Genomic DNA, 22,419 nt, shown 5'->3' with positions numbered 1-22,419 from the left:
TCTGGCAACAATGCCGCGTCCGGACCGCGATGGCAACGCGGAACGGGCCAGGGTGCGACCCGTTGAACGGGCAAGGAGACCGAACATGTCGATCAGCAAGATGATATCGCTTCACCCGGACGTCGGTGACGACCTGAATGAGCCGCTTGCCACAGCCATCCGCCACGCGATGTTTTGCGCGGTTATCGCGACGTCCTGCGCGGATGCCTGCGCCGCCGAACCGGGCGACATGAGCCAGTGCATCCGGGTGTGTTCGGACACGGCGAGCATCTGTACCGCAACCGCCGCGGTCGCCACGCGCCGGACGGGTCAGAATGTTGCAGTGCTGCGCACGATGCTCGAAACCTGCATCCTAGCGTGTGAGACCAGCGCCGCCGAATGCGAGTCGCATGATCACGAACATTGCCAGTGGTGCGCGAAGATGTGCCGCGAATGCGCCGCCGATTGCCGGGCCGCGCTGCCGACCGTCAACTGACCGGAGGGGTCAGCGGCGGAGTCGCTGGCCCTTCAGGACCTTCTTCAACGCCATGTCACGTTTCAGCTTGGACAGATGGTCTGTGAACAGCACGCCGTTCAGATGGTCCATCTCATGCTGGACGCAGGTTGCGAGCATGCCGTCGATCCGCTCATCATGCGTGGCGCCGGTCTCGTCGGTCCACTGAGCCCGGACGCTGGCGGGGCGGATCACCTCGGCATAATATTCCGGGATCGACAGGCAGCCTTCGTTGTAGGCCGAGACCTCCTCCGACGGTTCGCTGATCACCGGGTTGATGAACACGCGCGGCTGGCGGATCGGTTTTTCGTCCTCGTCCTGCTCTTCCTGCAGGTCGATCACCATCACGCGCTTCGCCACGCCGATCTGGATCGCGGCGAGGCCGATGCCGGGCGCGTCGTACATCGTTTCGAACATGTCGGCGATCAGCTGCGGCAGCGACGCGTCGTCGGGGGCGACCGGTGCGGAGATGTCGCGCAGGATCGGATCGGGAATTTCGAGGATCGGGAGAATGGCCATGCCGCGCAGCTAGGATTTGGCGGCGGACGGGTCAAGGCTCACACGATGGGCCGGCGCGCGCGCAACGCCTGCGCCAGCGTGCCTTCGTCCATATAATCGAGCTCCCCACCGACCGGCAGGCCGTGGGCGAGCTGTGTCAGGCGGACGGGAAACGCCTCGATCCGCTCCGCAAGATAATGCGCCGTCGTCTGGCCCTCCAGCGTGGCGTTCATCGCCAGCACGACCTCGTCGATGCCGCCGGCCGCCACGCGGCGGAGCAGCGCGTCGATGGTCAAGTCCTCCGGACGGATCCCCTCCAGCGCGGACAGCCGACCGCCGAGCACGTGGAACCGACCGGGAAACAGCCGCGACCGATCGAGCGCCCACAGGTCGGCGACATCCTCCACGACGCAGAGCATCCGCGGGTCGCGGCGATCGTCGCGGCAGATCGCGCACGGATCGCTGGTGTCGACATTGCCACACACCCCGCAGGTCGCGAGCCGATCGGCCACCGCACCCAGCGCCTGCAACAACGGCGCGAGCGCGCTTTCCCGCTTTTTCAGCAGGTGGAGCGCGGCGCGGCGGGCGGAGCGCGGGCCGAGGCCGGGGAGGCGGGCGAGCGCCTGGACGAGCCCCTCGATTTCGGTGGATGCCATGCGGATAGCGATATGGGCTTGCATCGCGGCTTGCCAAGCGTTTCAGGGGGTGGATGCGTATCATCTTCATGGGAACCCCCGATTTCGCCGTGCCGACGCTCGACGCGCTGGTCGCGGCCGGGCACGACATCGTCGCGGTCTACAGCCAGCCCCCCCGCCCCGCCGGCCGCGGCAAGGCGTTGCGGGCCGGCGCGGTGCAGGCGCGGGCGGAGGCACTTGGCCTGCCCGTCCGCTGCCCGCTGTCGCTGCGCGATGCGGAGGCGCAGGCGGCGTTCGCGGCCCTCGAAGCCGATGTCGGGGTGGTCGCGGCCTATGGGCTGATCCTGCCGCAGGCGGTGCTGGAAGCGCCGCGGCTGGGGTGCCTGAACGTCCACGGGTCGTTGCTGCCGCGCTGGCGGGGGGCGGCGCCGGTGCAGCGCGCGATCCTGGCCGGCGATGCGGAGACGGGCGTCGGCATCATGCAGATGGAGCGCGGGCTCGATACCGGGCCGGTGCGGCTGGAGGGGCGGACGCCGATCAACGGCAAGGACGCGGGCGTGCTGACCGCGGAACTGGCCGCGATGGGCGCGGCGCTGATGGTGCGGGTGCTCGGCGATATCGAGGCCTATCCACCGGTAGGCCAGGTCGGCGAGACGACTTACGCGCCGAAGATCGACAAGGCGGAGACGCGGCTGGACCTGAGCGCCAGCGCACCGGCGGTCGAGCGGCAGGTGCGCGCGTTTGCACCGGCGCCCGGGGCCTGGTTCGAACATGCGGGCGACCGGGTACGGGTCATGGCGGCGGAGGTGGTCGACATGGACGGGCCGCCGGGGACCGTGCTCGACGATCGGCTGACGATCGCCTGCGGCACGGGCGCGATCCAGCCGACCGCGGTGCAGCGTGCGGGCCGCGGCGTGATGACGACCGGCGAACTGCTCCGCGGCTTTGCCGTGCCGGTCGGTGCGCGGATCGCATGACGCGGTTCCGGCTGACCGTGGAGTTTGACGGGCGGCCCTATATGGGCTGGCAGCGGCAGCCGCATGGGCCGAGCGTGCAGGCCGCGATCGAGGCGGCGGTGCTGGCCATCACGCGCGAACCCGCCGCCGTGACCGCGGCAGGACGCACCGATGCGGGCGTCCATGCCGAGGCGATGACCGCGCATGTCGACATCGCGCGGCCGTTCGATCCGTTCCGGCTGGGCGAGGGACTGAACGCGCTGCTCCGCCCGCAGCCGGTGGCGATCCTGTCGACCGTGGCTGTGGCGGACGACTGGCATGCGCGCTTTTCCTGTATCGGGCGGCGCTATCGCTACCGGATCGTCAATCGGCGCGCGCCGCTGGCGCTCGACGCCGGGCGGGCGTGGCATGTCCGCGCACCGCTCGATACCGACGCGATGGCGGCGGCGGCGCGGGTCCTGGTCGGGCGGCACGACTTCACGACGTTTCGCTCCGCGCACTGCCAGGCGGACAGCCCGGTCCGGACGCTCGAACGGCTGGAGTTGACCGCGACCGCCGACGGTATCGACATCCACGCGGAGGCGCGGTCGTTCCTGCATCATCAGGTCCGGTCGATGGTCGGTTGCCTGATGCTCGTCGGGCGCGGCCGCTGGTCGGTGGCCGACATGGCGGACGCGTTGGAGGCGCGGGATCGGACTAGGCTCGGCCTGAACGCGCCGCCGGACGGGCTGTATTTTACCGGGGCGGTCTATCCGGACTGAGCCGTATCAGACCCGCGTACGGAACGGCGTAAAGTCGGTGTCGTCGTCGTACACGTCGATCCCCTCGCGACGCTTCAGGAACCCGACCGCTGCGTAGGTGGCGGGGGTCAGCACGACCTCCCACGCCACCTTCAGCACGAACTGGCTGAGCATGACCATCAGCAGCGCGTCGGCGGACCAGCCGACCGCGCCGTAGAAGGCGAGCGGGTAGAAGATGAGGCTGTCGACGCCCTGCCCCACCACCGTGCTGCCGATCGTCCGCAGCCAGAGGTACCGGCCGCGGGTGCGGAGCTTCAGCCGGGCAAGGACCAGCGCGTTGGCGAACTCGCCCGCCCAGAAGGCGCAGATCGAGGCGAACACGATGCGCGGGACCTGTCCGAACACCTGTTCGTACGCGGCCTGCCCCGTCCAGCCGGCGTCGGGCGGCATCCGCACGACGATCCACGACATCGCCGCCATGAACAGCAGCGCCGCGGTCCCCGCCCAGATGCAGCGCCGCGCGCGGGCATAGCCGTAGACCTCGGTCAAAACGTCGCCGATGACGTAGGAGATCGGGAAGAACAGCAGTCCCGCGCCGAAGGGCCAGGGTCCGATCAGCGGCAGGTCGACGACCGCGCGCTTCCCCGCGCCGATGACGTTGCTGAGCAGCAGGATCGTGACGAACGCGACCATGACGAGGTCGTAGTAGCGGAACGGGCGGTCGCCGAGCGTGGTCGCGGAGGTGGCGGCGGGCTGGTCTGTCACGATGGGTCTCGCGGGTCCGTGGGCAGTGGTGCCTCTATTAGGCGACGCCGAACAGGCGGGTCAGCGATTTTTCGAGCATCAGCAGCTGCCACAGCAGGCGGCCATGATCGGCGCGGCCGCTGCGGTGGTCGTCGGCGACCGACTTCAGCCGCGCGCCGTCGAACCAGCCGGTCGCGGACAGTGCCGAACCCTCGCCAATCCGCTGCGCCTCGGCCGCCAGCGGGCCGCGGAACCAGGCGGTGATCGGCGTCACGAACCCCATCTTGCGGCGATACAGGATCTCGTCCGGCAGGCGGCGGGCGAGCGCCTTCTTGAGCAGCCACTTCCCCTGCCCGCGGTGCAGCCGCATCGATGCGGGCAGCCGGGCGGCGAATTCGACCAACCGGTGGTCGAGCAACGGTTCGCGCGCCTCCAGGCTGACAGCCATGCTGGCGCGGTCGACCTTGGTGAGGATGTCGCCGGGCAGCCAGATCTGCATGTCGGCATATTGCGCGCGGTCGATCGGGTCGCGCGCCGGGGCGTCGGTCATCGCCTTGACATAGCGGTCCTCCGCGCGGTGGCCGGACAGGCTGCGCGCGAAGCCGGGGGCGTAGAGCGCGTGGCGATCGGCATGGGAAGTGATGCCGACCGCGGTGGCGTAGGCCTCCGCCCCGCTCTGCCCCAGCGATTGCAGCGTCGATTTGGCGCGCAGAACCTGCGGCGCCCAAGCGAGCTTCGGATAGGCGGCGCCCAGCCGGCCGAACACCGGTTCGCGCAGGCGGGCGGGGATCAGCCCGCGAACGCGCTCCTCCGCGGCGTGGAAGGCGTGGCGGCGATAACCGGCGAACGCCTCGTCGGCGCCGTCGCCCGACAGCGCCACCGTCACCGTCTCGCGCGCCAGTTCGCAGACGCGGTAGGTCGGCAGCGCGGAGGCATCCGCGAACGGTTCGTCATAGGCCGCGACCAGCGTATCGATCAGGCCGAAGTCGCCCGCCGCAACGGTCCGTTCGCGGTGGTCGGTGGCGAACCGGTCGGCCACGATGCGGGCATAGCGCGTCTCGTCATAGCCCGCGCTGTCGAACCCGATCGAACAGGTCTGGACGGCGTGCGGGCTCGCCTCCGCCATCATCGCCACGACGCCCGACGAATCGACCCCGCCGGACAGGAACGCGCCGAGCGGCACGTCCGCCACCATCCGCGATCGGACCGCGTCGCGCAGGCGGGCGTCGAGTTCCTCGGTCAGCGCGGCGACGCTGCCGGTCGCGCGGTCGGCGAAGCTCAGCTGATACCATTTGGTCGGCGCGGGCAGCGGCTGCCCGCGGCGGACGAGCATATGGTGCCCGGCGGGCAGCTTGCTGACCCCCGCCACGATGCAGGCGTCGTCGGGGACATAGCCATAGGCCAGATAGTCGTCGATCGCGGTCAGGTCGGGCACCGCGCGGAACAGCGGGTGGGCCAGGATCGCCTTCAGTTCGGACGCGAACAGCAGCGCACCGTCGGACAGAGTCGCGTAGAACAGCGGTTTCACCCCGAACCGGTCGCGTGCCAGGAACAGCGTGTTCTCGGCCGCATCGTGCAGCGCGAAGGCGAACATGCCGTTGAACCGGTCGAGGCACGCCGGTCCCCACTTCCGATACGCGTGCAGGATGACCTCGGTATCGCAATCGGTGTGGAAGCGGTGGCCGGCCAGCGACAGTTCGGCGCGGACCTCCGCGAAATTGTAGATCTCGCCGTTGAACACGATCGTCAGATGGTCGAGCAGCATCGGCTGCGCGCCGGCCGGGGTCGGATCGATGATGGCGAGGCGGCGATGGCCGAGCCCGACGCCGCTGCCGGTCCACACCCCCGCCCCGTCCGGCCCGCGATGCGCGATCGCGTCGGTCATGCCGCGGACGCGCGCCGGATCGACCGGCTTGGCCGTTTCGCGGTGGAAGATGCCGGCGATGCCGCACATCAGCGCGTCGCCCGGTCGGCAAGCGCATCGATCGGGCCGATCGCGGCGCGGAACCGGTCGAGCGCCGGGCGGGCGGTGCCGCCGCGCGGGGCCTGCGCGGAAAGGATGACCGCGACGGCGCGCTGCGGTGCGCCGGTCAGCCGGGCACGAAGGGTTTCCAGTTTCACGCGAGTCTCGCTGCCGGTGGTGAGGGTGCCGATGCGGTAGAAGATCAGGACGTCGCGCGGCGTATCGCCCGGCCCGACGATCCGCATCGCCCGGCCATCCGCGACCTTTGCGCCGTCCGCGCCCCATGTCCAGCGGCTCTGCGGATCGACCGCGCCGATGCCGTAGCCGACGACCTCGTGGCCCTCCTCCTGATCGCCGTACGCCGCGATCGCGAGGTCGACGACGGTGCCGTCCGCCGCGCGGTAATGCGCCAGCGCGAACCGGTCCGCGCCGGGGAAGCGCGGTGCCCAGGGCAGGCCGTTCGTGGCAGGCACCGGCGTCCAGCCGGTCGGGCTGGGCAGCGCGATGACGGCCGGGGCGAGGCGGCCGCCGGACGCGGCAAGCTCGGTCCAGGCGGCGGGTGCGGCGGCGATCAGCACGGCCGTTACCGCGACGACAACGCGGCGGCGCGGATCGGCGTGCGGCGGGATCGGTTCGATCCGGGCGGGGTCGAAGGCGGGATCGTCGGGCGCGCGATCGAAGAAGCGCCAGCTGAGGCCGAGCAGCAGTCCGATCACGACGGCGAAGAACACCCAGCCGTAGACGACATGGTCGAAGCTGCCGGCGACATCGGTGTCGGTATAGTTCGCGACCAGGATGGTGCCGAACGCCCGCACGCCGTTGGCGAGCACAGGGATGACGATCGCCAGTGCCATGAACGCAATGCGGCGTCGGATGCTGCGGAAACAGACGTTTGCCGCGAGCGCGCCAAGCGCCACCATCGCGATCAGGAACTTCGCGCCGGAACAGGCCTCCGCCACCTCGAACCAGCCATGCGCCGTGGTGATGAAGATGCCGTCGAGCCGCGCCGCAATGCCGAACAGATGGAGCAACGCCATGCACATTTGCGCGGTGATCGCCTGGAGCGGCGGCACCAGCCCCTCCCCCGCCGGCACGAGGAAGAAGGCGTAGCAGAGCGGGAACAGCAGCCCGCGTGCGACCGCCGGGCCGAGCGTCGCAACGATCGCGCCCTGCAGCATTAGCACGAGCCCAAAATGCCGCGCGATCGCAACCCCGGCGGCCTGGCCGAGCAGCCAGCCGGCGGCCCCCGCAGCAACGATCAGCAGCCCCGGGGCCCAGCCGCGTGGGCAGAGGCGTGCCAGTTCGGGCGCGCGCTGCCACACCAGCCAGCCGATCAGCGGGAGGATGAACAGGCAATGTTCGAAGGTGGAACTTGTCCACCAGATCCGCGCCATGTCTGCCGCGTCGCCGTGGAATAGCAGCAGGACGGCGAGCATCCCGCCGATCAAGACCGGGACGGCGGCCGCCCACGCGTCACGGGTGTCGGTTGTTTCCGGCGCGACCGGCACCGCAAGCGTCGCGGTCATTCGGCCGCGATCGCGCGTGCGTCCCCGCCCGCCACCATCGCCGCCAGCGGGGCGAGCACGCGGTCCCAGCCGTAGCGCTCCACCATCCGTGCACGGGCGGCGCGGCCGAGCGTAGCGCGGCGAACGGGATCGGCGATCAGCGCGCGGACGACGTCGGCCTGGCGATCCGGCCCCGCGACAATCAGGTGGCGACCGGGTTCGGCGTCGATCCCCTCATGCGCGGACGGGCTGGCAACGACCGCCTTGCCCATCGCCATCGCCTCCAGCACCTTGTTCTGGATGCCGCGCGCGAGTTTCAACGGGGCCACCACGACATCGGCGGCGGCGAGCCAGGGGCGGACGTCCGGAACCTCGCCGACGACCATGACGCCCGGCAGAGTCGCCAGCGCACGCACCGCCGGGACCGGGGCTCGGCCGACGATGGCGAAGCGCGCCGTGGGATACGCGCCGCGGACGGCGGGCAGGATGTCGCGTGCGAACCCGTCGACCGCCTCGACATTGGGGGCGTAGTCCATCTGGCCGGTGAACAGGATCAGCGAACCGTCGCCCGCCGAAACCGGGATGATGTCCGCGTCCGGGTCGAAGGTGGCGAGATCAATGCCGTTTTCCAGCGCGGCGACGCGGCCGGAGACGGCGGGATGACGATGGGCGAAGACGTCCGCCTCCGCCCGGCTGACGAACAGCGACAGATCCGCGCGCTCGGCGACCTTGCCTTCGAAGTCCGCCAGAAGCCGGCCTTCGCGGGCGTTCACCTGCCGCCAGAGCAGCCCGGCGGTGGCCGCGTAGCCGTCGAACTTGGCGCTGTCGACATCGACAAAATCCATCAGGAAACGCGCGGTGATGTCATGCGGTACGAACTGCGCCATCTGGCCGGAGAAGGCGTAGACCGTATCGATCCGCACGCGGCCCAGCAGGCCGTTCGCCGCGCGGCGCATCGCGGGATCGTCGAACATCGCGAGCGACACTGGGCGCCGCGACGCCAGCGCCGCAACCGCCCCGAACGCCCGCCCGCGCCGACGGACGATGACCTTGGACGACGACACCCACGGCGCCAGCCCGGCGACGTGCGCGGCGTCGGCTTCATCGTCGGCAAAGGTCAGCAGGTGGACGCGGCCGAGCGCGGACAGCGCCTTCAGGATGTGGAACGAGCGGATCTTGTCGCCGCGATCGGGGGGAAACGGGACGCGGTGGCAGAGGAACAGGATGTCGCGGCTCACCCCAGCCCCCGCGAAATCCATGGGCCGATCAGGTTCGCGACCGGCAACGGCAGCTTTTTCCAAAGCGCTATCTTCGCCTGATATTTCGGATCGAGCGGGTTGATCTCGCGCGGGGCGTCCCCGTGGACCGCGTAGGACAGTGGCTGCGGATCGAAGCCCCAGTTGCGCTTGAACGCAGCGGCACCGGTGCCGACCTTCGACCGGCCGTAGTCGAACCGCGTGCATCCGCGCGCGCGGGCATGGCCCATCAACGCATAATACATCAGGTCGTTGGCGCGCATGGCCCGGGCCTCCGTCGTCCCGCCGCCCCAATATGGCATCACCGTACCGCGATGATAGAGGCTGAGCACCGAGGCGATTGGCCGCCCGTCGTGGCGGACGGTCAGGATGTCGGCGTCGTCCCCGAACCGGTCCAGCACCGCTGCGAACAGCCTGGCCGGGAACACCGGCGTGCCGAGATTGTGGACGCTGGAGGCGTAGACCGCATGGTGGTCGGCGCGTTCCTCGGCATCGCGGCCGGTGGTGACGGTCATGCCGTTGCCGAGCGCGCGGCGGACCTCGGCGCGCTGCTTGCGCGGGATTGCGAGCAGTTCGTTCGCGTCGTCCGCCGCGATCGGGCGGGTGAAGCCGACATAGGTCGTGTCGTCGCGGTGCCAGTCGGCGGGGAGCCAGCCGCCGCGGAGTTCGACCGATGGGCAGGATGAGCGTGCGGCCAGCGCGACCGCGGCGTCGGCAAGGGCCTGTGCGGCGGTGTCGTCGTCCGCGAGGATGCCGCCGGCGACCGCGAACCCGGTGGCGGCGAGTGCGCGGCCGAACAGGGGAGAGTGGACTTCGGTCAGCGGCAGGATGCCGACGAGTGTTTCGCCGCGATAGGCGGCGAGGAGGTGCGGAGTTTGCTTGCAGCCTGCGCAGACAGCGAGGTTCCAGGCGGAGAGGTGGAACGGCGTGCCGTCGGTGTGCTGGCGGGCGTAGTCGTCGCAGCGTGCGACCTGCGCGGCGTCGGCGACAACGTTGCGCACAGACAGGACGGTGGCGGCGGGCAGCGCTGCCTGCGGCGTAGTCGGATGCGTCTGAGACAAGACTGTGTCTAGGCCCCGGCCTGCGCCGGGGAGCCATTCGAGGTGGTGTCGGTCACAATGTTGCGGCCTGGCGGGCGACGACGTGGTCGGTGCGGTCCCAGGCGAATTCCTTGAGGAGCCGTTCGAGCTTGCCTTCCATCGCGGACAGCCGGCTGTAGTGGCGCAGTTTGGAGCGGAGCGGCGCGTGCGCGACACGCGGCTGCTCGGGGTCGATCTCCCACGGGTGGAAGTAGAACACCGCCGGGCGCCCTTCCATCCCGTTCGCGCGACCGATCGCCCAGCGTGAAAAGGCGTAGGGCAGCATGCGGAAGAAGCCCCCGCCTCCGGCCGCCAGCGTCCGGCCACCGATCCGCGCGGTGGTGACGGGCAATTCGATCAGCGGACTGTCCGCCAGCGGCCGCCAGATGTGGCGCGGCGATTCGGGCCAGCCATAATGATCGTGCCGGACCGGCGCGACGCTGGACGAATACGTGTAGCCCGCCTCGGCCAGCACGGGATGCGCCCAGGGCGTGCGCGCGTCGATCGAGAAGCTGGGGGCACGGTAGCCCGTTACGCGGGCGCCGCCGGCATCCTCGATCGCGGCGCGTGCCTGTTCCAGGTCGGCACGGAACTGCTCGGGCGTCAGGGTGAAGACGCGCTTGTGGTCCCAGCCGTGGCTGGCGATCTCGTGCCCCGCCGCGACGATCTTGCGGATCAGTCCGGGATGCTGCGCCGCGACGCAGCCCAGCGTGAAGAAGGTGCTCTTCACGCCCACCCGATCGAACAGCGCCAGCACCGCATCGCCGTTCCGCGCGACGCGGTCCTCGCAACCCGCCCAGTCCGAACGCGGAATCACGTTCTCGAACGCGCCGACGTGGAACCAGTCCTCCAGATCGACGGACATCGCGTTGCGCATGGGCATGGGCTGTGCGTCGGGCATGAGACGATCAGGCCGCGTTGTGGCGCGAACGATCGGAGCGCAGCGGCGCATCGCTCTCGACCCAGTCGATCAGCAGGCCAAGCACGCGGCGCAGCGACGACTCCAGTTCGTCCTGGCGCGCCTCGATCGCGTTCAGCCGGGCGTCGTATGCGGGTTCGGCCCGCAGCGGCGTGACCGACGCGCTGCGCAGGCGCGGTTCGTTTTCGGCGGCGGCGCGTGGGCGGTTGGCATCGCCGTCCATCTCCGACGCCACGCTGTCGACCAGCGCCGCATCGATGACGGTCCGATCCTCGACCGCGGCGGCGAGCAGGACGCGCCCGGCGATCTGGTTCAGCTTGCGGGGCACGCCGCCCGAATGGCTGAAAAAGGCGTCGTACGCGGCGGGCTCGAAATCCGGATTGCCCGCCCAGCCGACCCGCGCGAGGCGGTGCAGCATATAGGGCTCGACCTCGTTCGCGGTCATCGGATCGAGGTGATGCGTCGCGATCACCCGCTGGCGCAGCTGCTCCAGCCGGTCCGACTGTTGCAGCAGTTCACGGAATTCCGGCTGGCCGAGCAGGAAGATCTGAAGCAGCGGCTGGTTGCCGGTCTGGAAATTCGACAGCATCCGCAGCTCTTCGAGCGCCCCGAGTGACAGCGTCTGCGCCTCGTCGACGATCAGGAGCGTGCGGCGGCCGGAGCGCGCCTCGTTGACCAAATGGCGTTCGATCCGGTCGATCAGTGCCGCCTTGTCATGCGCGCCGCCGCCGACGCCGAACGCCTGCGCCACCAGCGCGACGAGCTGGTCGGCGTCGGCCTGCGTCGACACCAGCCGGACCGCGGTCAGGCGTTGCGGATCGACCGTTTCCATCAGGTGCGCGACCAGCGTGGTCTTGCCCGCGCCGATGTCGCCGGTGATGACGATGAAGCCCTCCCCCTGCGCCAAGCCATAGCCCAGATAGGCCATCGCCTTGCGGTGGGTGGCGCTTTCGAACCAGAAACGTGGGTCGGGCGTCAGCTGGAACGGGCGATCGGTCAGCCCATAATGGTCTTGGTACATAGTGGCGTCTCCTGCGCGGCACTGTATCCGCGCAATCCTTAACGTTGGCCTAGAATGCGTAACGCGCTCCGACGAGCAACTGCCCCGTTATGTCGGTATCATATTCCTGCTGGTCGGTCGCGAAGATCGCGAGCGTGGCGTTGCCGCTCAACCGGTCGGTCAGGCGACGGTAATAGCTGCTCGATGCACCGCCGGTCAGCACGCCGTCCGCGCCCGGTAGCCCGCTTTCAAACCAGCCGACGTAGATCTGGTTCGACAGGCTCGACCGTTCGTCCAGGGTGATCGTGGCGTTGGCCTGCGCCGTCACGCTGCGGTCGGTGACATTGTCGTACGAAATCCCGTTGGAGGCCAGCACAGGCCCGAGATAGCGCCGTTCGTCGTAACCAGCGCCCAGCCCGAACGTCAGCGCGCCGCGGCGGTTGGTGTAGAGCGCGTTGATTCCGCGCGCCCGGTAGTTGGACGTGCTGGCCGACTGCAGCGAGTCGTTGAAGCAACCGCCCGTGCCCTGGTTGCCGAACACGCACCCATCGAATCGGTTGTTCAGGCCGTTGCGCGGCACGGAGAACTGCGTCGGCAAAGCGGACAGGTTGTTGCCGATCGACCGGCCGAAACTGTCGATGCCGTTATAGACACCGATCGTCACCCCGCTGCGCGACGTGATCTGGTGGCTGAACGATCCGGTGACCGCCAGCTGGCCATAACGCCGGCCCACGGACGCCACGAGTGTCGTCCGCCGGCTGGGTCGCCAGATCACGCCCGCGTCGAAGAACAGCCCATCAAAGTCGTACGCGATCTGTCGCGGGGCGGACCGATCGCCAACGAACCGGCCGTTGCTGTCCACCACCGGCAGGCCCGCCGCGGTTCGTTGCACCGCCTGCTGCGAGACGCGGATATCCTCATATCCAACGCCGGCAGTCAGCGCGAGCGTGGGCGCGACCGGAACCAGCACTTCCGCACGCACGAACTTGTTTACGAACCGCTGGTCAAGCGGCTTGGCATCCTCGCGCGAGTAGGAGCCGGACAGCGTCCAGCCGAACGGTAGCTGTCCCGGCTTCATCCCAACGCTGGCGTTCGCCAGATGGCTGACGGAGCTGTCGTAGCGGTTCAATCCGAACTGGTTGGTCCCGAGATCGTCGCCGTTGCTGGACCCATCGTCGGTCCTGACGTAACCAAAGCGGTAGCTTGCGTTGACGTCCAGCGCACCCACGCGCGTCGTAAGGCTCGGGCCGATGTAGCCGCCATAGACCTGCGCGACATTGTTGCCGCGGCCAAGGAAATCCACTCCTCCGCCGCGCGCATCGACGCGCGTTCGGGTGGCGATGCCACCGGCCTGGAGCGTCAGGAAATTGGGCACAAGCTGAAAGCTGCCGCGCGCAATTCCGTTATGCGTATCGCTCGGCACCCCGCCGTCGCCGCCCCAAGGGAAGCGTCGTTCGTAGCGGTAGCTGAGTGTGCCTTCGAGGCGCCGTCCGCTCGCGCCAGCATCCACCCCGGCGGCGAGCACACTGTAGGTCAGCACGTCGCGCCCGCCGGTGATCGGCACGTCGAGCACCTGCAACGCCTCGATATACGGCGTGACATAGGTGGTTCGCGGCGCTGCGACCGCCGCGCCGCCGGGCATGCCGACGCCGACGATTGCCGTGGCCAGGATGGTCGTCGAACGCATTCAGCCGACCTGTCCGTAATAGGACCCGAAGCGCCGGCCACCCGACGCCAGCGCCGCCGCGTTCAGCAACAGCCGGATGTCGTCGCACCCGGACAGCAGGGCAACGGCCTCGCGCAGTTCCGTCTCGCCGGTGCGGTCCGCACGGACCACCATCACGACGCGGCCGACATGATGAGCGATTTCAGACGCTGGCGATGCCGCGAGCGCGGGGGGCGAATCGAACAGGACGATGCGGTTCGTACGCTGCGTCGCGATCCGGTCGAGCACCACGCGGGTGCTGTCGGATGCCAGCAACTCCGTCGCGTCGTTGCGGATGCTGCCGGCCGGCAGGACCGACAGATTGCCGATGTCGGTCCGGATGATACAGCCTTCGACATCGAGCCGCGGGTCAGCGATCGCGTCCATCAGACCGGGACCGTCCTCCAGACCCAGCAGCGCGGGGATCGTCGGCTTGGCGACGTCGGCATCGACCAGCAGGACCTCAAAATCCTTCTCGGCCGCGATCGACAGCGCCAGGTTGACCGCGCAGAACGTCTTGCCCTCGGCCGGCAACGCCGACGCGACGAGCAGCATCCGATCGCGCGGCGTGGCATCGGGTGCCGTGGCGGCCTGAAGCAGCTGGCGTTTCACCAGGCGGAACTCCTCGGCGATCGCCGTGACGCCGCCGTCGGGCATGACGAAACCGGCCGCGGTCAATGCATCGCGCGCCACCGATCCGCGACGATTCGGCATCGTAGGACGAGCCGTGTCAGTAGAACGGCGGCCGCCGTCCAGCGGTGGGCGCGTGTTGGTCTCGGGACCGGGTAAACGCGCACGCGCCGCGGCATTGAAGTCGTAAACGTCGGCGGCGCGCTCGAACAACGATCGGCGGGGTTCGGTCATCGGGGCGTTCCTCATGCTACCAGCCCCCGCTGGATGAATTCGATGGTCATCAGCAACAGGAAGCAGCCGACCAGACCGGCGACGCCCCCGGCGAACCGCAGCGTATGCTTGCGGCGCACCGACTGTTGCGCCGGGGTGACCACCTCCGACACCGAGCCGAGGACCGGCAGGCCCGTCGCCGACGCCAGCTTGCCCGCGGTCGGGTACGTCGTCGTCAGCTGACCGCGCGCGAACGCGACCCCTGCCCCGGCACCCAGCGCGACGACCAGGATCCCGGCCAGAAGCAGTGGCCGCTTCGGCGCAACCGGCACCTGTGGCGCGGACGGCGGATCCATGACCTGTACGCGGACGGCATCGGTCTTGGTGCTGACGTCGGCCCGCAACTGAACCTGCTCGCGATCGGCCAGCAGCTTGTCATATTGCGTTTTCAGGACGTCGTAACCGCGGTTGAGCCGATCCTGTTCCGCCGCCACGCTTGGTTCCGATGCCTGGCGCGACGAGAGCGAGCCGATCTCGGCCTGCAATGCCGCGCGGCGCTGCGACAGGCCGGATACGGTCCCCTGCCGATCCGCCTGGAGCGAACGGATCGAGGCATAGGCCGGGTTCTGCACCGTCCCGGCGCCGCCGCCGCCCGAGGCAGGTTCGCGGGCAACGTCGGACCGCGTCCGGGTGATCTGCGACCGCAGGGCGATCACGTCGGGATGCTGGTCGGTCAGGCCGCGTGCCATCGCCTCGCTCAGCTGCCCTTCGAGCGCCGAGAGCCGGCCGCGTGCGCCGCCGACAGCCCCACCGCCGCCATAATAAGGCGCGGCGATCGTCGCAGGCGTACTCGCCAGTTGCCCACCCATCGCTGCCAGCGCGCTTTGTGCGGACACCAGTTCGGTTTCGACCTGGCTCAGTTCGGCGCGCTTCTGCTCCGCGCGCTGCTCGAACGATCCGACGCCAGGAAGAAGACCCATATATTTCTGCTGGAACGCAACACGCCGTGCCTCCGCCTCCGACAGCTGCGCCGCACGCCGGGCCAGTTCCTGGTTCAGGAAAGTCAGCGTCTCGCCGGCTTCCTCGCGGCCGCCCATGACGTTTTCGGTGGAGAAGATCGTGACGAGCTGCTCCACCACGCGACGCGCCAGAACGGCGTTATGCGCGTCGCTGTTACCACCGGCGGAGATCCGCGCACTGATCTCGAACATGTTGTCGGGCAGCGCCTTTACGGTGACTGCATCGCGCAATGTTGAGATGTGCCCGTCGATCGTGCCGTCGTCGGCACCGACCGCGGCCATACCGCTGCCCAGCACGACCTTGCGCAGGTTGGCGGCGGACAGCAGCGCGGAGCGGACGCGGTCGATGTCGCCCTGCTGATCGTTGGGGCTGATCCCCATCGTGTCGCTCAGCATCGACTGGTTCTGCACCTGGACGCGTGCAGTGCTTTCATAGCTGTTGGGAATCAGCGCGATGACCAGCCAGCCGAGCAACGCCACGGCCCACGCTACACCCAGCGCGAGCCAGCGTTGCCGCCAGACCGAATGCAGCGCGATCTTCACTTCGTCGTAGAGGCCGTTCATCTTTACCTGCCGTTCCCGTCCGGTTCCGGTTCGTTGCCGCGCGTGCGGATCAGAACATGCTTTCCGGGATGATGATGACATCGCCCGGCTGCAGCGCGACGTTCGCCTTGGCATCGCCCTGCTTCAGCAGGCGGCCGATGCGCAGGCTGTATTCCGTCTGCTTGCCCGTCGCGCGGTCGAACCGAACGAGGCGCGCCTTGTTGCCCGACGCGAACTCGCTTAGCCCGCCGACCGCGATCATCGCGTCGAGCAGCGTCATGTTGGCGCGGTACGGGATCGATGCCGGCTTCTCGGTGGCGCCGACGATGCGGACCTGTTGCGAGAAGGTGCCCGAAAAATTGTCGACGATGACCGAGACCAGCGGTTCGCGCACAAAGGTGGCGAGCCGGTTCTTGATGTCGTCCGCCAGCTGCGCCGGGGTGCGGCCGACCGCGGGCAGATCGGCGATCAGCGGCGTTGTAATACGCCCGTCGGGACGAACCTGAACCTTGCCGCCGAGTTCCGGGTTGCGCCAGACGAAGATCGTCAGGCTGTCGAGCGGCCCGATGACATAATCCTCGCTTGGCCCCTGGGTGGACGAAACGAACGCCGCGGGCGGAAGCTGCGGCGCGGCCGGACCGCCGCCTGCGCAACCGGTAATGGCGGTGGCGACCAGCGCCAGGGTCAGGACGGTTGCACGCGTGTCGATCATCTTGGTCACCTTGGGCTTTTTGCAGGGGCGATACGGATCGCTCGGTTATTGGACCTGCATCGCCGATACAGGTGAAGATACGGTTAGGAACGCCACAGGGTTCGGGTCTTTACCGAAAATTTACCATCATTCGGGACAGATTGCAGCATCCCCGTCGACCAGTCGTTCCATCGGTGCGGGGTGCCCGAGAAAGGCGGCCGGGCTGGCGGTGGCGCCGTACGCGCCCGCCATGAAGATGGCGACGAGATCGCCGACCTCCGCCCGGGGCAGCGCGACGCGGTCCGCCAACCGATCGAGCGGCGTGCAAAGGCAACCGACGATGCTGGCGGTCTCGGTCGGCTCCGCCCCGAACCGCGTCGCGATAACCGCCGGATAGTTGCGCCGTACGACCGTGCCGAAATTGCCGGATGCCGCCAGCTGATGATGCAGCCCGCCGTCGGTCACGAGGAAGGTCTCGCCGTGACTCTCCTTCCGGTCGACGATCCGAGTGAGGTAGACCCCCGCCTCCCCGACCAGCCATCGGCCGAGTTCGATCGCGAACCGCGTCTCGGCCAGTACCGGATCGCGTACCGCAAGCGCATCGGTCAGCCGTCTGCCGATCACCGTGAGATCAAGCGGCGTCTCATGCGGGAAATAGGCGATACCGAACCCGCCGCCCAGGTTGACCAGCGGCGGCATCGTCTCGCTGTCCCGGCTCACCCGCGCCGCCAGCGCCATCGCGGACGCCTGCGCATCGGCGATCGCATCCGGGTCGAGCGCTTGCGATCCGGCAAAGATATGGAGCCCGCGATAGTCCGCGCCGCTCGCCACGATCCGCCGGACGAGCGCCGCCGCACGGTCCGCATCGACTCCGAACGGCTTGGCCCCGCCGCCCATCTTCATCCCCGACCCGCGCAGGTCGAAGTCCGGGTTCACCCGCACCGCCAGCCGTGGGCGGACCCCCTCGTCGGCCGCTATGCCGATCGCACGCTCTGCCTCGCCTTCCGACTCGAGGTTCAGCGTCGCGCCCGCCAGGATCGCAGCGCGCAGTTCGCGGTCGCGCTTGCCGGGTCCGGCGAAGCTGATGTGCGTCGCCCCCGCCGCGACCGCCAACGCGAGTTCACCCCCCGACGCGACGTCGATCCCGTCCACCATCGGCACCATTCGCGCGAGCAGCGGCGCCCACGGATTGGCCTTCATCGCATAATGAAGCGACACGCCCGGCGGCATGTGCGCGCGGAACGCCGCGACTTGCGCCCGGATGCGGGCGAGATCGTAGACGAACAGCGGCGTATCGCCGGCGGCCGCGACATGGGCGGTGACGCCCTGCCCCGCGATCCGCAGCTCGCCGTCCACCGCGCCGAACTCGGCCGGGACCGTGCCCATCGCCTTCATGCGCCGGCCTCCTGCACATATTCCGATTTCAGCGCGACGCGGTCGAGCTTGCCGTTCGCGTTGCGCGGCAGGGCGTCGCGCCAGATCACGCGGTGCGGCACCATGAAATTGGGCAGGTCGCGCTTCATTGCCGACAATAGCCGGTCGTGGTCGCCGTCCCCGCGGGCGACGAGCAAAACGCTTTGGCCGAGCCGTTCGTCGGCGATGCCGAGTGCCACCGCCTCCGCCGCGCCGGCCGCGACCGCCGCTTCCTCGACCTCGGTCGGGCTGATCCGGTTGCCGGCAGACTTGATCATCTCGTCGTCGCGCCCAACAAAGCGCAGCAGGCCGTCCGCGCCGCGCATCACCGTGTCGCCGGACCAGACCGCCATGCCGCCGAGAGCCGACGCCGCCGGAGCCGGCCGGAACCGCAGCGCCGTCCGTTCGGCGTCCTGCCAATAGCCCTGCGCCACCAGCGGCCCGGCATGGACCAGTTCGCCCGGCTGTCCGTCCGCGGCGATCGTGCCGTCCGGGGTGACGACCAGGATTTCGGCAAACGGGATGGCGGTGCCGATTGAGTCCGGGTGTCGGTCGATCAGTTCGGGGTCGAGATAGGTAGAGCGGAACGCCTCGGTCAGCCCGTACATCGAAAACAGTCGCGCGTCCGGGAACAACGTCCGCAGTCGGCGGACGAGCGGGACGGACAGCCGCCCGCCGGTGTTTGTGATCCGGCGCAACGTCGGCGCGCCGTCGGTCGGCCACTTCGCCTCGACCAGCTGGACCCACAGTGGCGGCACACCGGCCAGCGTGGTGATGCCCGCCTTCACGACGGCCTTCACCGCGTCGGCCGGCGTCAGGTAATCGAGCGGGTACGCGCACCCGCCCGCGGCCCAGGTGGCGAGCAGCTGGCTCTGGCCATAGTCGAAACTGAGCGGGAGCAGCGCCAAGACGCGGTCATCCCCCGCCAGCCCGAAATAGTGGGCGACGGAAACCGCGCCCAACCACAGGTTCGCATGGCTGAGCATTACCCCCTTGGGTCGCCCGGTCGATCCGGATGTGTAGAGGATCTGGGCCAGCGTTTGCGGGTCGGCGTCCAAAGCGGAGGGGGCAAGCCCCGCACCGTCCAGCGAGATCGCCAGCGCGTCGATAGCCTCGGCGGACCCAAGGTCGCCCGGTTGAAGCGTGTCTAGCCTCGCCGGCTGCGTGATGAGCAGGACCGCGCCGCTGTCCGCCAGGATGTGGGCGACCTGCGCACGTTTCAGTAGCGGGTTGATCGGCACATGGACCAGCCCCGCCCGCGCGCAGGCGAGCGGCAGCAGGCAGGCGATCCGCGTCTTGGGCAGCCAGCAGGCGATCCGGTCCCCTGTCGCCGCCCGGTCGAGCAAAGCGGCAGCCAGCATGCCGACCGCTTCATCGAACCCCGCGTAGTTCAGCGTCCCGTCGCGATCGACGAGCGCGGGCGCGCGCGGATCGCCGCGCAGCGTCAGCCGGTCGAGCCGTTGCGGGACGGGATCGGGTCCATTAACCGGAACTTGCACTCTACCTCCCTACACTCAGCAGCGGCGCTTTTGCCGGGGATAGCGCAATGCTCGTTAACGTTCACCTCTACGACGATCTGGATGCCGTCGCGACCGATGCGGCGGGCGCGCTGGATCGCGACGCACAACCGGTGCTGTTCGACCGGATCGACTGGTTCCGCTTGATCGCCGCCCATTTGCCGGATCTGCACCCGGTCGTGATCCGTGCCGAATGCAACGGCAGTCGGGCCTGGCTGTTCCTGACCGACCGCGGCGGCGGGCGGGCGGAGGCGCTGGCCTGCTGGTACACGCTCGGTTTCGCGCCGGTGTTCGGCGGTGAGGGACCGCACGACGTGCTGCTCGCCGCCTGCGCGAAGAAGGCCCGGGCGCGGTTCGGCTCGATCACGCTGGCCCCGCTGGCGGACGACGATCGCGCGCTGGTCGAACGGGCGTTCGGCGCCACCGGTTGGGGCACGATTGCAACGCCCGCGACGATCCGGCGCACGACGGCGGTCCAGGGTGACTTCGCCGCATGGTGGGCGGCTCGCCCGGGAAAGTTGCGCAACACCGCCAAGCGCAAGGCAAAGGCGACGCCGTTCCGGATCGCGATCGCGTACGGCTTCGATCCGGAACTATGGGCGGCGTACGAGCGGGTCTATGCCGACAGCTGGAAAGGCGCTGAAGGATCGCCTGCCCTCCTGCGGACGCTTGTCGAGCAGGAAGGCGCGGCCGGCACGTTGCGGCTGGGCGTCGCCTGGTTGGCGGATGAACCCGTCGCGGCCCAGTGGTGGCTGGTCGAACGCGGGCATGCGACGATCCACAAGCTGGCCTATGTCGAGTCGGCCCGGCCCTTGTCGCCCGGCACCGTGCTGACCGCTGCGATGTTCCGCCACGTGATCGACCGTGATCGACCAGCGACGGTCGATTTTGGCACTGGCGACGATCCGTACAAGGCGGACTGGATGGACGGCCGCGAGGTCCTGTGGCGCGTCAAGCTGTTCCGGTTGAGCAGCCCGTCCGCACTGTTGCGCTATGTCCGTGCCCGGGCGGCGGCGCTTGTCCGTACCGCCAAGGGCGGGTAGTGCCGGCCACCCGATTGGAGAAGACCATGAGCCAGGATGCCGCGATCATCGAGACCACCCTGCGATCGGTGCTGACCGACATATTGGGGATCGACGCCGCCCGCGTCGCGACGTTCGTGTCCACCACGCCGCTGTTCGGCGCGCTGCCTGAACTCGACTCGATGGCGGTCGCTGGTCTGCTGACCGAGCTGGAGGACCGGCTCGGCATCGTCGTCGAGGATGACGAGGTCGATGGCGAGATGATGGAGACGTTCGGCAGTCTGCTGCACTTCCTCCGGAACAAAGCTCTTTGAGCAATCCCGTCGCCGACGTCGCGCGCCTGACGATCCACGGCCGCGAGGAATATCTGCGCATCGTCGGTTCGGGCGATACCGCCGCCGTCCTGCTTGTCCCGCCGTTGTTCGGCGAGGCGAACCGGTGCCGGCGGTTGCTCGCCGACGTGATGGCCGAACTGGCGGTGCTCGGCCGCGGCAGCGCGCTGCCCGATCTGCCGGGCACCGGCGAGAGCCTGACGCCGTTCGCCGCCGTGACGCTGGCCGACTGGCGGGCGATGGTCGCCGCCAGTGCCGCGCTGCTGCACGTGGCGACGGGTCGACCGGCGATGATCGCGTCGTTCCGCGGCGGCGCGTTGCTCGACGATGCACCGGACCCCGCCGATGTCGCGGGTTGCTGGCGCATGACGCCGGTCGAAGGCGCGACCGTGCTGCGCGAACTGGGCCGGGCACAGCGGATGGCCGCGACGTCTGGCGCGCCGATTTCCGGGCCGGTGTTCGCCGGGACCGCATTGGCGGCAGGTCTTGCCGGGGCGCTGGCCGCCGCGTTGCCAGACGGGGCCGCGCGGGTCGTGCGGTTAGCGGGGGACGGCAAGGGTGCGGACGAGCGCTTGCCCGGATCGCCCATGTGGCGTCGCGCGGAGCCGGGGCGCGACCGTGCCATGGCGAAGGCCATTGCGCAGGATATTGATCGGATGGCGGCGACATGCGCGAATTCCTGACCATCGACTGCGCGGGCGACCCGATCGCCGCGACCCTCGATACCGGCGATGAAAGTGCCCCCGCCGGCCTGCTGATCGTCGGCGGCGGGACGGAGATCCGCGCGGGTGCGCATGGCGGCATGGCGCAACTTGCGGCCGCGGTGGCGGCGGCTGGCTGGCCGGTGCTGCGCTACGACCGACGCGGCGTCGGTGACAGTGGCGGCGAGGATCCGGGCTTCGCCGACAGCGGTCCGGACATCACGGCGGCGGCGGATGCGTTGCGCGCGCGGCTTGGTCCGGGCGGACGGGTCGTCGGCTTCGGCCTGTGCGACGGTGCGACGGCTTTGGCACTGCATCACGCCCCGGCGAAACTGGATGCTCTGCTGCTTGCCAATCCTTGGGTTGTCGAGCCGGCGGGCGACCTGCCCCCGCCGGCGGCGGTGAGAGCGCATTATCTGGCGCGGCTGACCGACGGGGCGTTCTGGAAGCGCCTGCTGACGGGCGGCGTCGACCTGCGCAAGGCGGCGCGCGGTGTCGCGAGCCTGGGTGCGGTTGCGGACGACAATCTGCCGACCCGGATTGCCTCTGCGCTGGGTGCTGGGCGACGGCCGCTGGCGATCCTGCTGGCGAAGGGTGATGGGACCGCGATCGCGTTCGATGACGCCTGGGCCGGGCGCGCCTTTGCGAACGTGCGCGACGGGGTCGAGGTCGTGCGGATCGATAGTCCGTCGCACACCTTCGCAGCGGACGATGCCGCGATGCTGGCGGCGTTTGTCGTGGCAGGGATGGAACGGTTCGCGACGGACGCCCCCTGAGTTCCCCGGCGTAGGCCGGGGCCTGGGTAGTAGCGTTTCACCTGGGCCCCGGCCTTCGCCGGGGAACGC

The 22,419-nt window shown here is 69.3% G+C and carries 22 protein-coding genes; 7 read left to right on the top strand and 15 right to left on the bottom strand.

The window, feature by feature from the left end; genetic code table 11:
- The first annotated feature begins 85 nt into the window (after window positions 1–85).
- A complete protein-coding gene (locus IEX50_RS00680) occupies window positions 86–475 on the top strand; it encodes a four-helix bundle copper-binding protein (protein WP_157177546.1) in 390 nt (129 codons plus the stop codon).
- Window positions 476–484: 9 nt separating this feature from the next.
- Here IEX50_RS00680 and def read toward each other — a convergent pair whose 3' ends face one another.
- Together def and recR are read right to left on the bottom strand one after the other, a co-directional pair.
- Window positions 485–1,012 carry a peptide deformylase gene (gene def, locus IEX50_RS00675; RefSeq protein ID WP_157177545.1) on the bottom strand — a complete coding sequence of 176 codons (528 nt, stop codon included), beginning with the start codon at window positions 1,010–1,012 and terminating at the stop codon, window positions 485–487.
- A 38-nt stretch (window positions 1,013–1,050) separates the two neighbouring features.
- The gene (gene recR, locus IEX50_RS00670) at window positions 1,051–1,647 is read right to left on the bottom strand and encodes a recombination mediator RecR (RefSeq protein ID WP_157177544.1); all 597 of its coding nucleotides are present in this window, start codon (window positions 1,645–1,647) and stop codon (window positions 1,051–1,053) included.
- Window positions 1,648–1,700: 53 nt separating this feature from the next.
- Here recR and fmt point away from each other — a divergent pair, with 53 nt between their 5' ends.
- Both fmt and truA read left to right on the top strand, forming a co-directional pair.
- Window positions 1,701–2,603, top strand: a complete 903-nt coding sequence (gene fmt / locus IEX50_RS00665; RefSeq protein WP_157177543.1) for a methionyl-tRNA formyltransferase — start codon at window positions 1,701–1,703, stop codon at window positions 2,601–2,603.
- Window positions 2,600–3,343 (top strand): tRNA pseudouridine(38-40) synthase TruA, encoded by a 744-nt coding sequence (gene truA, locus IEX50_RS00660; RefSeq protein ID WP_157177542.1) that lies wholly within the window; start codon window positions 2,600–2,602, stop codon window positions 3,341–3,343. The genes fmt and truA overlap by 4 nt, the downstream gene beginning before the upstream one ends.
- A 6-nt stretch (window positions 3,344–3,349) precedes the next feature.
- Here the strand turns inward: truA and IEX50_RS00655 are convergent, their stop codons facing one another.
- The 13 genes from IEX50_RS00655 to IEX50_RS00595 form a co-directional block, all read right to left on the bottom strand.
- Entirely contained in the window at window positions 3,350–4,087 is a 738-nt protein-coding gene (locus IEX50_RS00655; protein ID WP_229673555.1) for a queuosine precursor transporter, read from the bottom strand.
- Between the two features lie 37 nt (window positions 4,088–4,124).
- Window positions 4,125–6,020, bottom strand: a complete 1,896-nt coding sequence (locus IEX50_RS00650) for an XrtA/PEP-CTERM system amidotransferase (RefSeq protein ID WP_157177541.1) — start codon at window positions 6,018–6,020, stop codon at window positions 4,125–4,127.
- Window positions 6,020–7,555, bottom strand: a complete 1,536-nt coding sequence (xrtA, locus tag IEX50_RS00645) for an exosortase A (protein WP_157177540.1) — start codon at window positions 7,553–7,555, stop codon at window positions 6,020–6,022. Before xrtA ends, IEX50_RS00650 begins: the two co-directional genes overlap by 1 nt.
- Window positions 7,552–8,772: a TIGR03087 family PEP-CTERM/XrtA system glycosyltransferase gene (locus IEX50_RS00640; RefSeq protein WP_229673552.1), complete on the bottom strand. Its 1,221-nt coding sequence runs from the start codon at window positions 8,770–8,772 to the stop codon at window positions 7,552–7,554. The genes xrtA and IEX50_RS00640 overlap by 4 nt, the downstream gene beginning before the upstream one ends.
- A complete protein-coding gene (locus IEX50_RS00635; protein ID WP_157177667.1) occupies window positions 8,769–9,815 on the bottom strand; it encodes a FemAB family XrtA/PEP-CTERM system-associated protein in 1,047 nt (348 codons plus the stop codon). Before IEX50_RS00635 ends, IEX50_RS00640 begins: the two co-directional genes overlap by 4 nt.
- A gap of 88 nt (window positions 9,816–9,903) precedes the next feature.
- The gene (locus tag IEX50_RS00630; protein WP_157177666.1) at window positions 9,904–10,746 is read right to left on the bottom strand and encodes an XrtA system polysaccharide deacetylase; all 843 of its coding nucleotides are present in this window, start codon (window positions 10,744–10,746) and stop codon (window positions 9,904–9,906) included.
- Between the two features lie 31 nt (window positions 10,747–10,777).
- Window positions 10,778–11,809, bottom strand: coding sequence for an XrtA/PEP-CTERM system-associated ATPase (locus IEX50_RS00625; RefSeq protein ID WP_157177538.1), 1,032 nt, complete (start codon window positions 11,807–11,809; stop codon window positions 10,778–10,780).
- Between the two features lie 49 nt (window positions 11,810–11,858).
- The gene (locus IEX50_RS00620) at window positions 11,859–13,475 is read right to left on the bottom strand and encodes a porin family protein (protein WP_157177537.1); all 1,617 of its coding nucleotides are present in this window, start codon (window positions 13,473–13,475) and stop codon (window positions 11,859–11,861) included.
- Entirely contained in the window at window positions 13,476–14,207 is a 732-nt protein-coding gene (locus IEX50_RS00615; RefSeq protein WP_308419279.1) for an AAA family ATPase, read from the bottom strand.
- A gap of 161 nt (window positions 14,208–14,368) precedes the next feature.
- Window positions 14,369–15,919, bottom strand: a complete 1,551-nt coding sequence (locus IEX50_RS00610; RefSeq protein ID WP_157177535.1) for an XrtA system polysaccharide chain length determinant — start codon at window positions 15,917–15,919, stop codon at window positions 14,369–14,371.
- 49 nt (window positions 15,920–15,968) lie between these two features.
- On the bottom strand, window positions 15,969–16,610 hold the full coding sequence (locus IEX50_RS00605; RefSeq protein WP_157177534.1) for an XrtA/PEP-CTERM system exopolysaccharide export protein: 642 nt from the start codon (window positions 16,608–16,610) through the stop codon (window positions 15,969–15,971).
- A 126-nt stretch (window positions 16,611–16,736) separates the two neighbouring features.
- Complete coding sequence (locus IEX50_RS00600) at window positions 16,737–17,984, bottom strand: pyridoxal-dependent decarboxylase, exosortase A system-associated (RefSeq protein ID WP_157177533.1); 1,248 nt, start codon at window positions 17,982–17,984, stop codon at window positions 16,737–16,739.
- Complete coding sequence (locus IEX50_RS00595; protein ID WP_157177532.1) at window positions 17,981–19,501, bottom strand: acyl-CoA ligase (AMP-forming), exosortase A system-associated; 1,521 nt, start codon at window positions 19,499–19,501, stop codon at window positions 17,981–17,983. Before IEX50_RS00595 ends, IEX50_RS00600 begins: the two co-directional genes overlap by 4 nt.
- A 47-nt stretch (window positions 19,502–19,548) precedes the next feature.
- On the opposite strand from IEX50_RS00595, the gene IEX50_RS00590 reads away from it, so the two are divergent.
- The 4 genes from IEX50_RS00590 to IEX50_RS00575 are packed head-to-tail and all read left to right on the top strand — an operon-like array spanning window position 19,549 to window position 22,350.
- On the top strand, window positions 19,549–20,562 hold the full coding sequence (locus IEX50_RS00590) for a GNAT family N-acetyltransferase (RefSeq protein WP_157177531.1): 1,014 nt from the start codon (window positions 19,549–19,551) through the stop codon (window positions 20,560–20,562).
- A gap of 26 nt (window positions 20,563–20,588) precedes the next feature.
- Window positions 20,589–20,855 carry an acyl carrier protein gene (locus IEX50_RS00585; protein WP_157177530.1) on the top strand — a complete coding sequence of 89 codons (267 nt, stop codon included), beginning with the start codon at window positions 20,589–20,591 and terminating at the stop codon, window positions 20,853–20,855.
- Window positions 20,852–21,556: an alpha/beta hydrolase family protein gene (locus tag IEX50_RS00580; protein ID WP_157177529.1), complete on the top strand. Its 705-nt coding sequence runs from the start codon at window positions 20,852–20,854 to the stop codon at window positions 21,554–21,556. The genes IEX50_RS00585 and IEX50_RS00580 overlap by 4 nt, the downstream gene beginning before the upstream one ends.
- A complete protein-coding gene (locus IEX50_RS00575) occupies window positions 21,541–22,350 on the top strand; it encodes a hydrolase 1, exosortase A system-associated (RefSeq protein WP_157177528.1) in 810 nt (269 codons plus the stop codon). The genes IEX50_RS00580 and IEX50_RS00575 overlap by 16 nt, the downstream gene beginning before the upstream one ends.
- Window positions 22,351–22,419: the final 69 nt, after the last annotated feature.

This window comes from Sphingomonas prati (genome assembly GCF_014643515.1).
GTDB classification, from domain to species: domain Bacteria; phylum Pseudomonadota; class Alphaproteobacteria; order Sphingomonadales; family Sphingomonadaceae; genus Sphingomonas_R; species Sphingomonas_R prati.
Note: the sequence above shows the minus strand (reverse complement) of the source record. Positions and strands in the feature narration are given on the sequence as shown.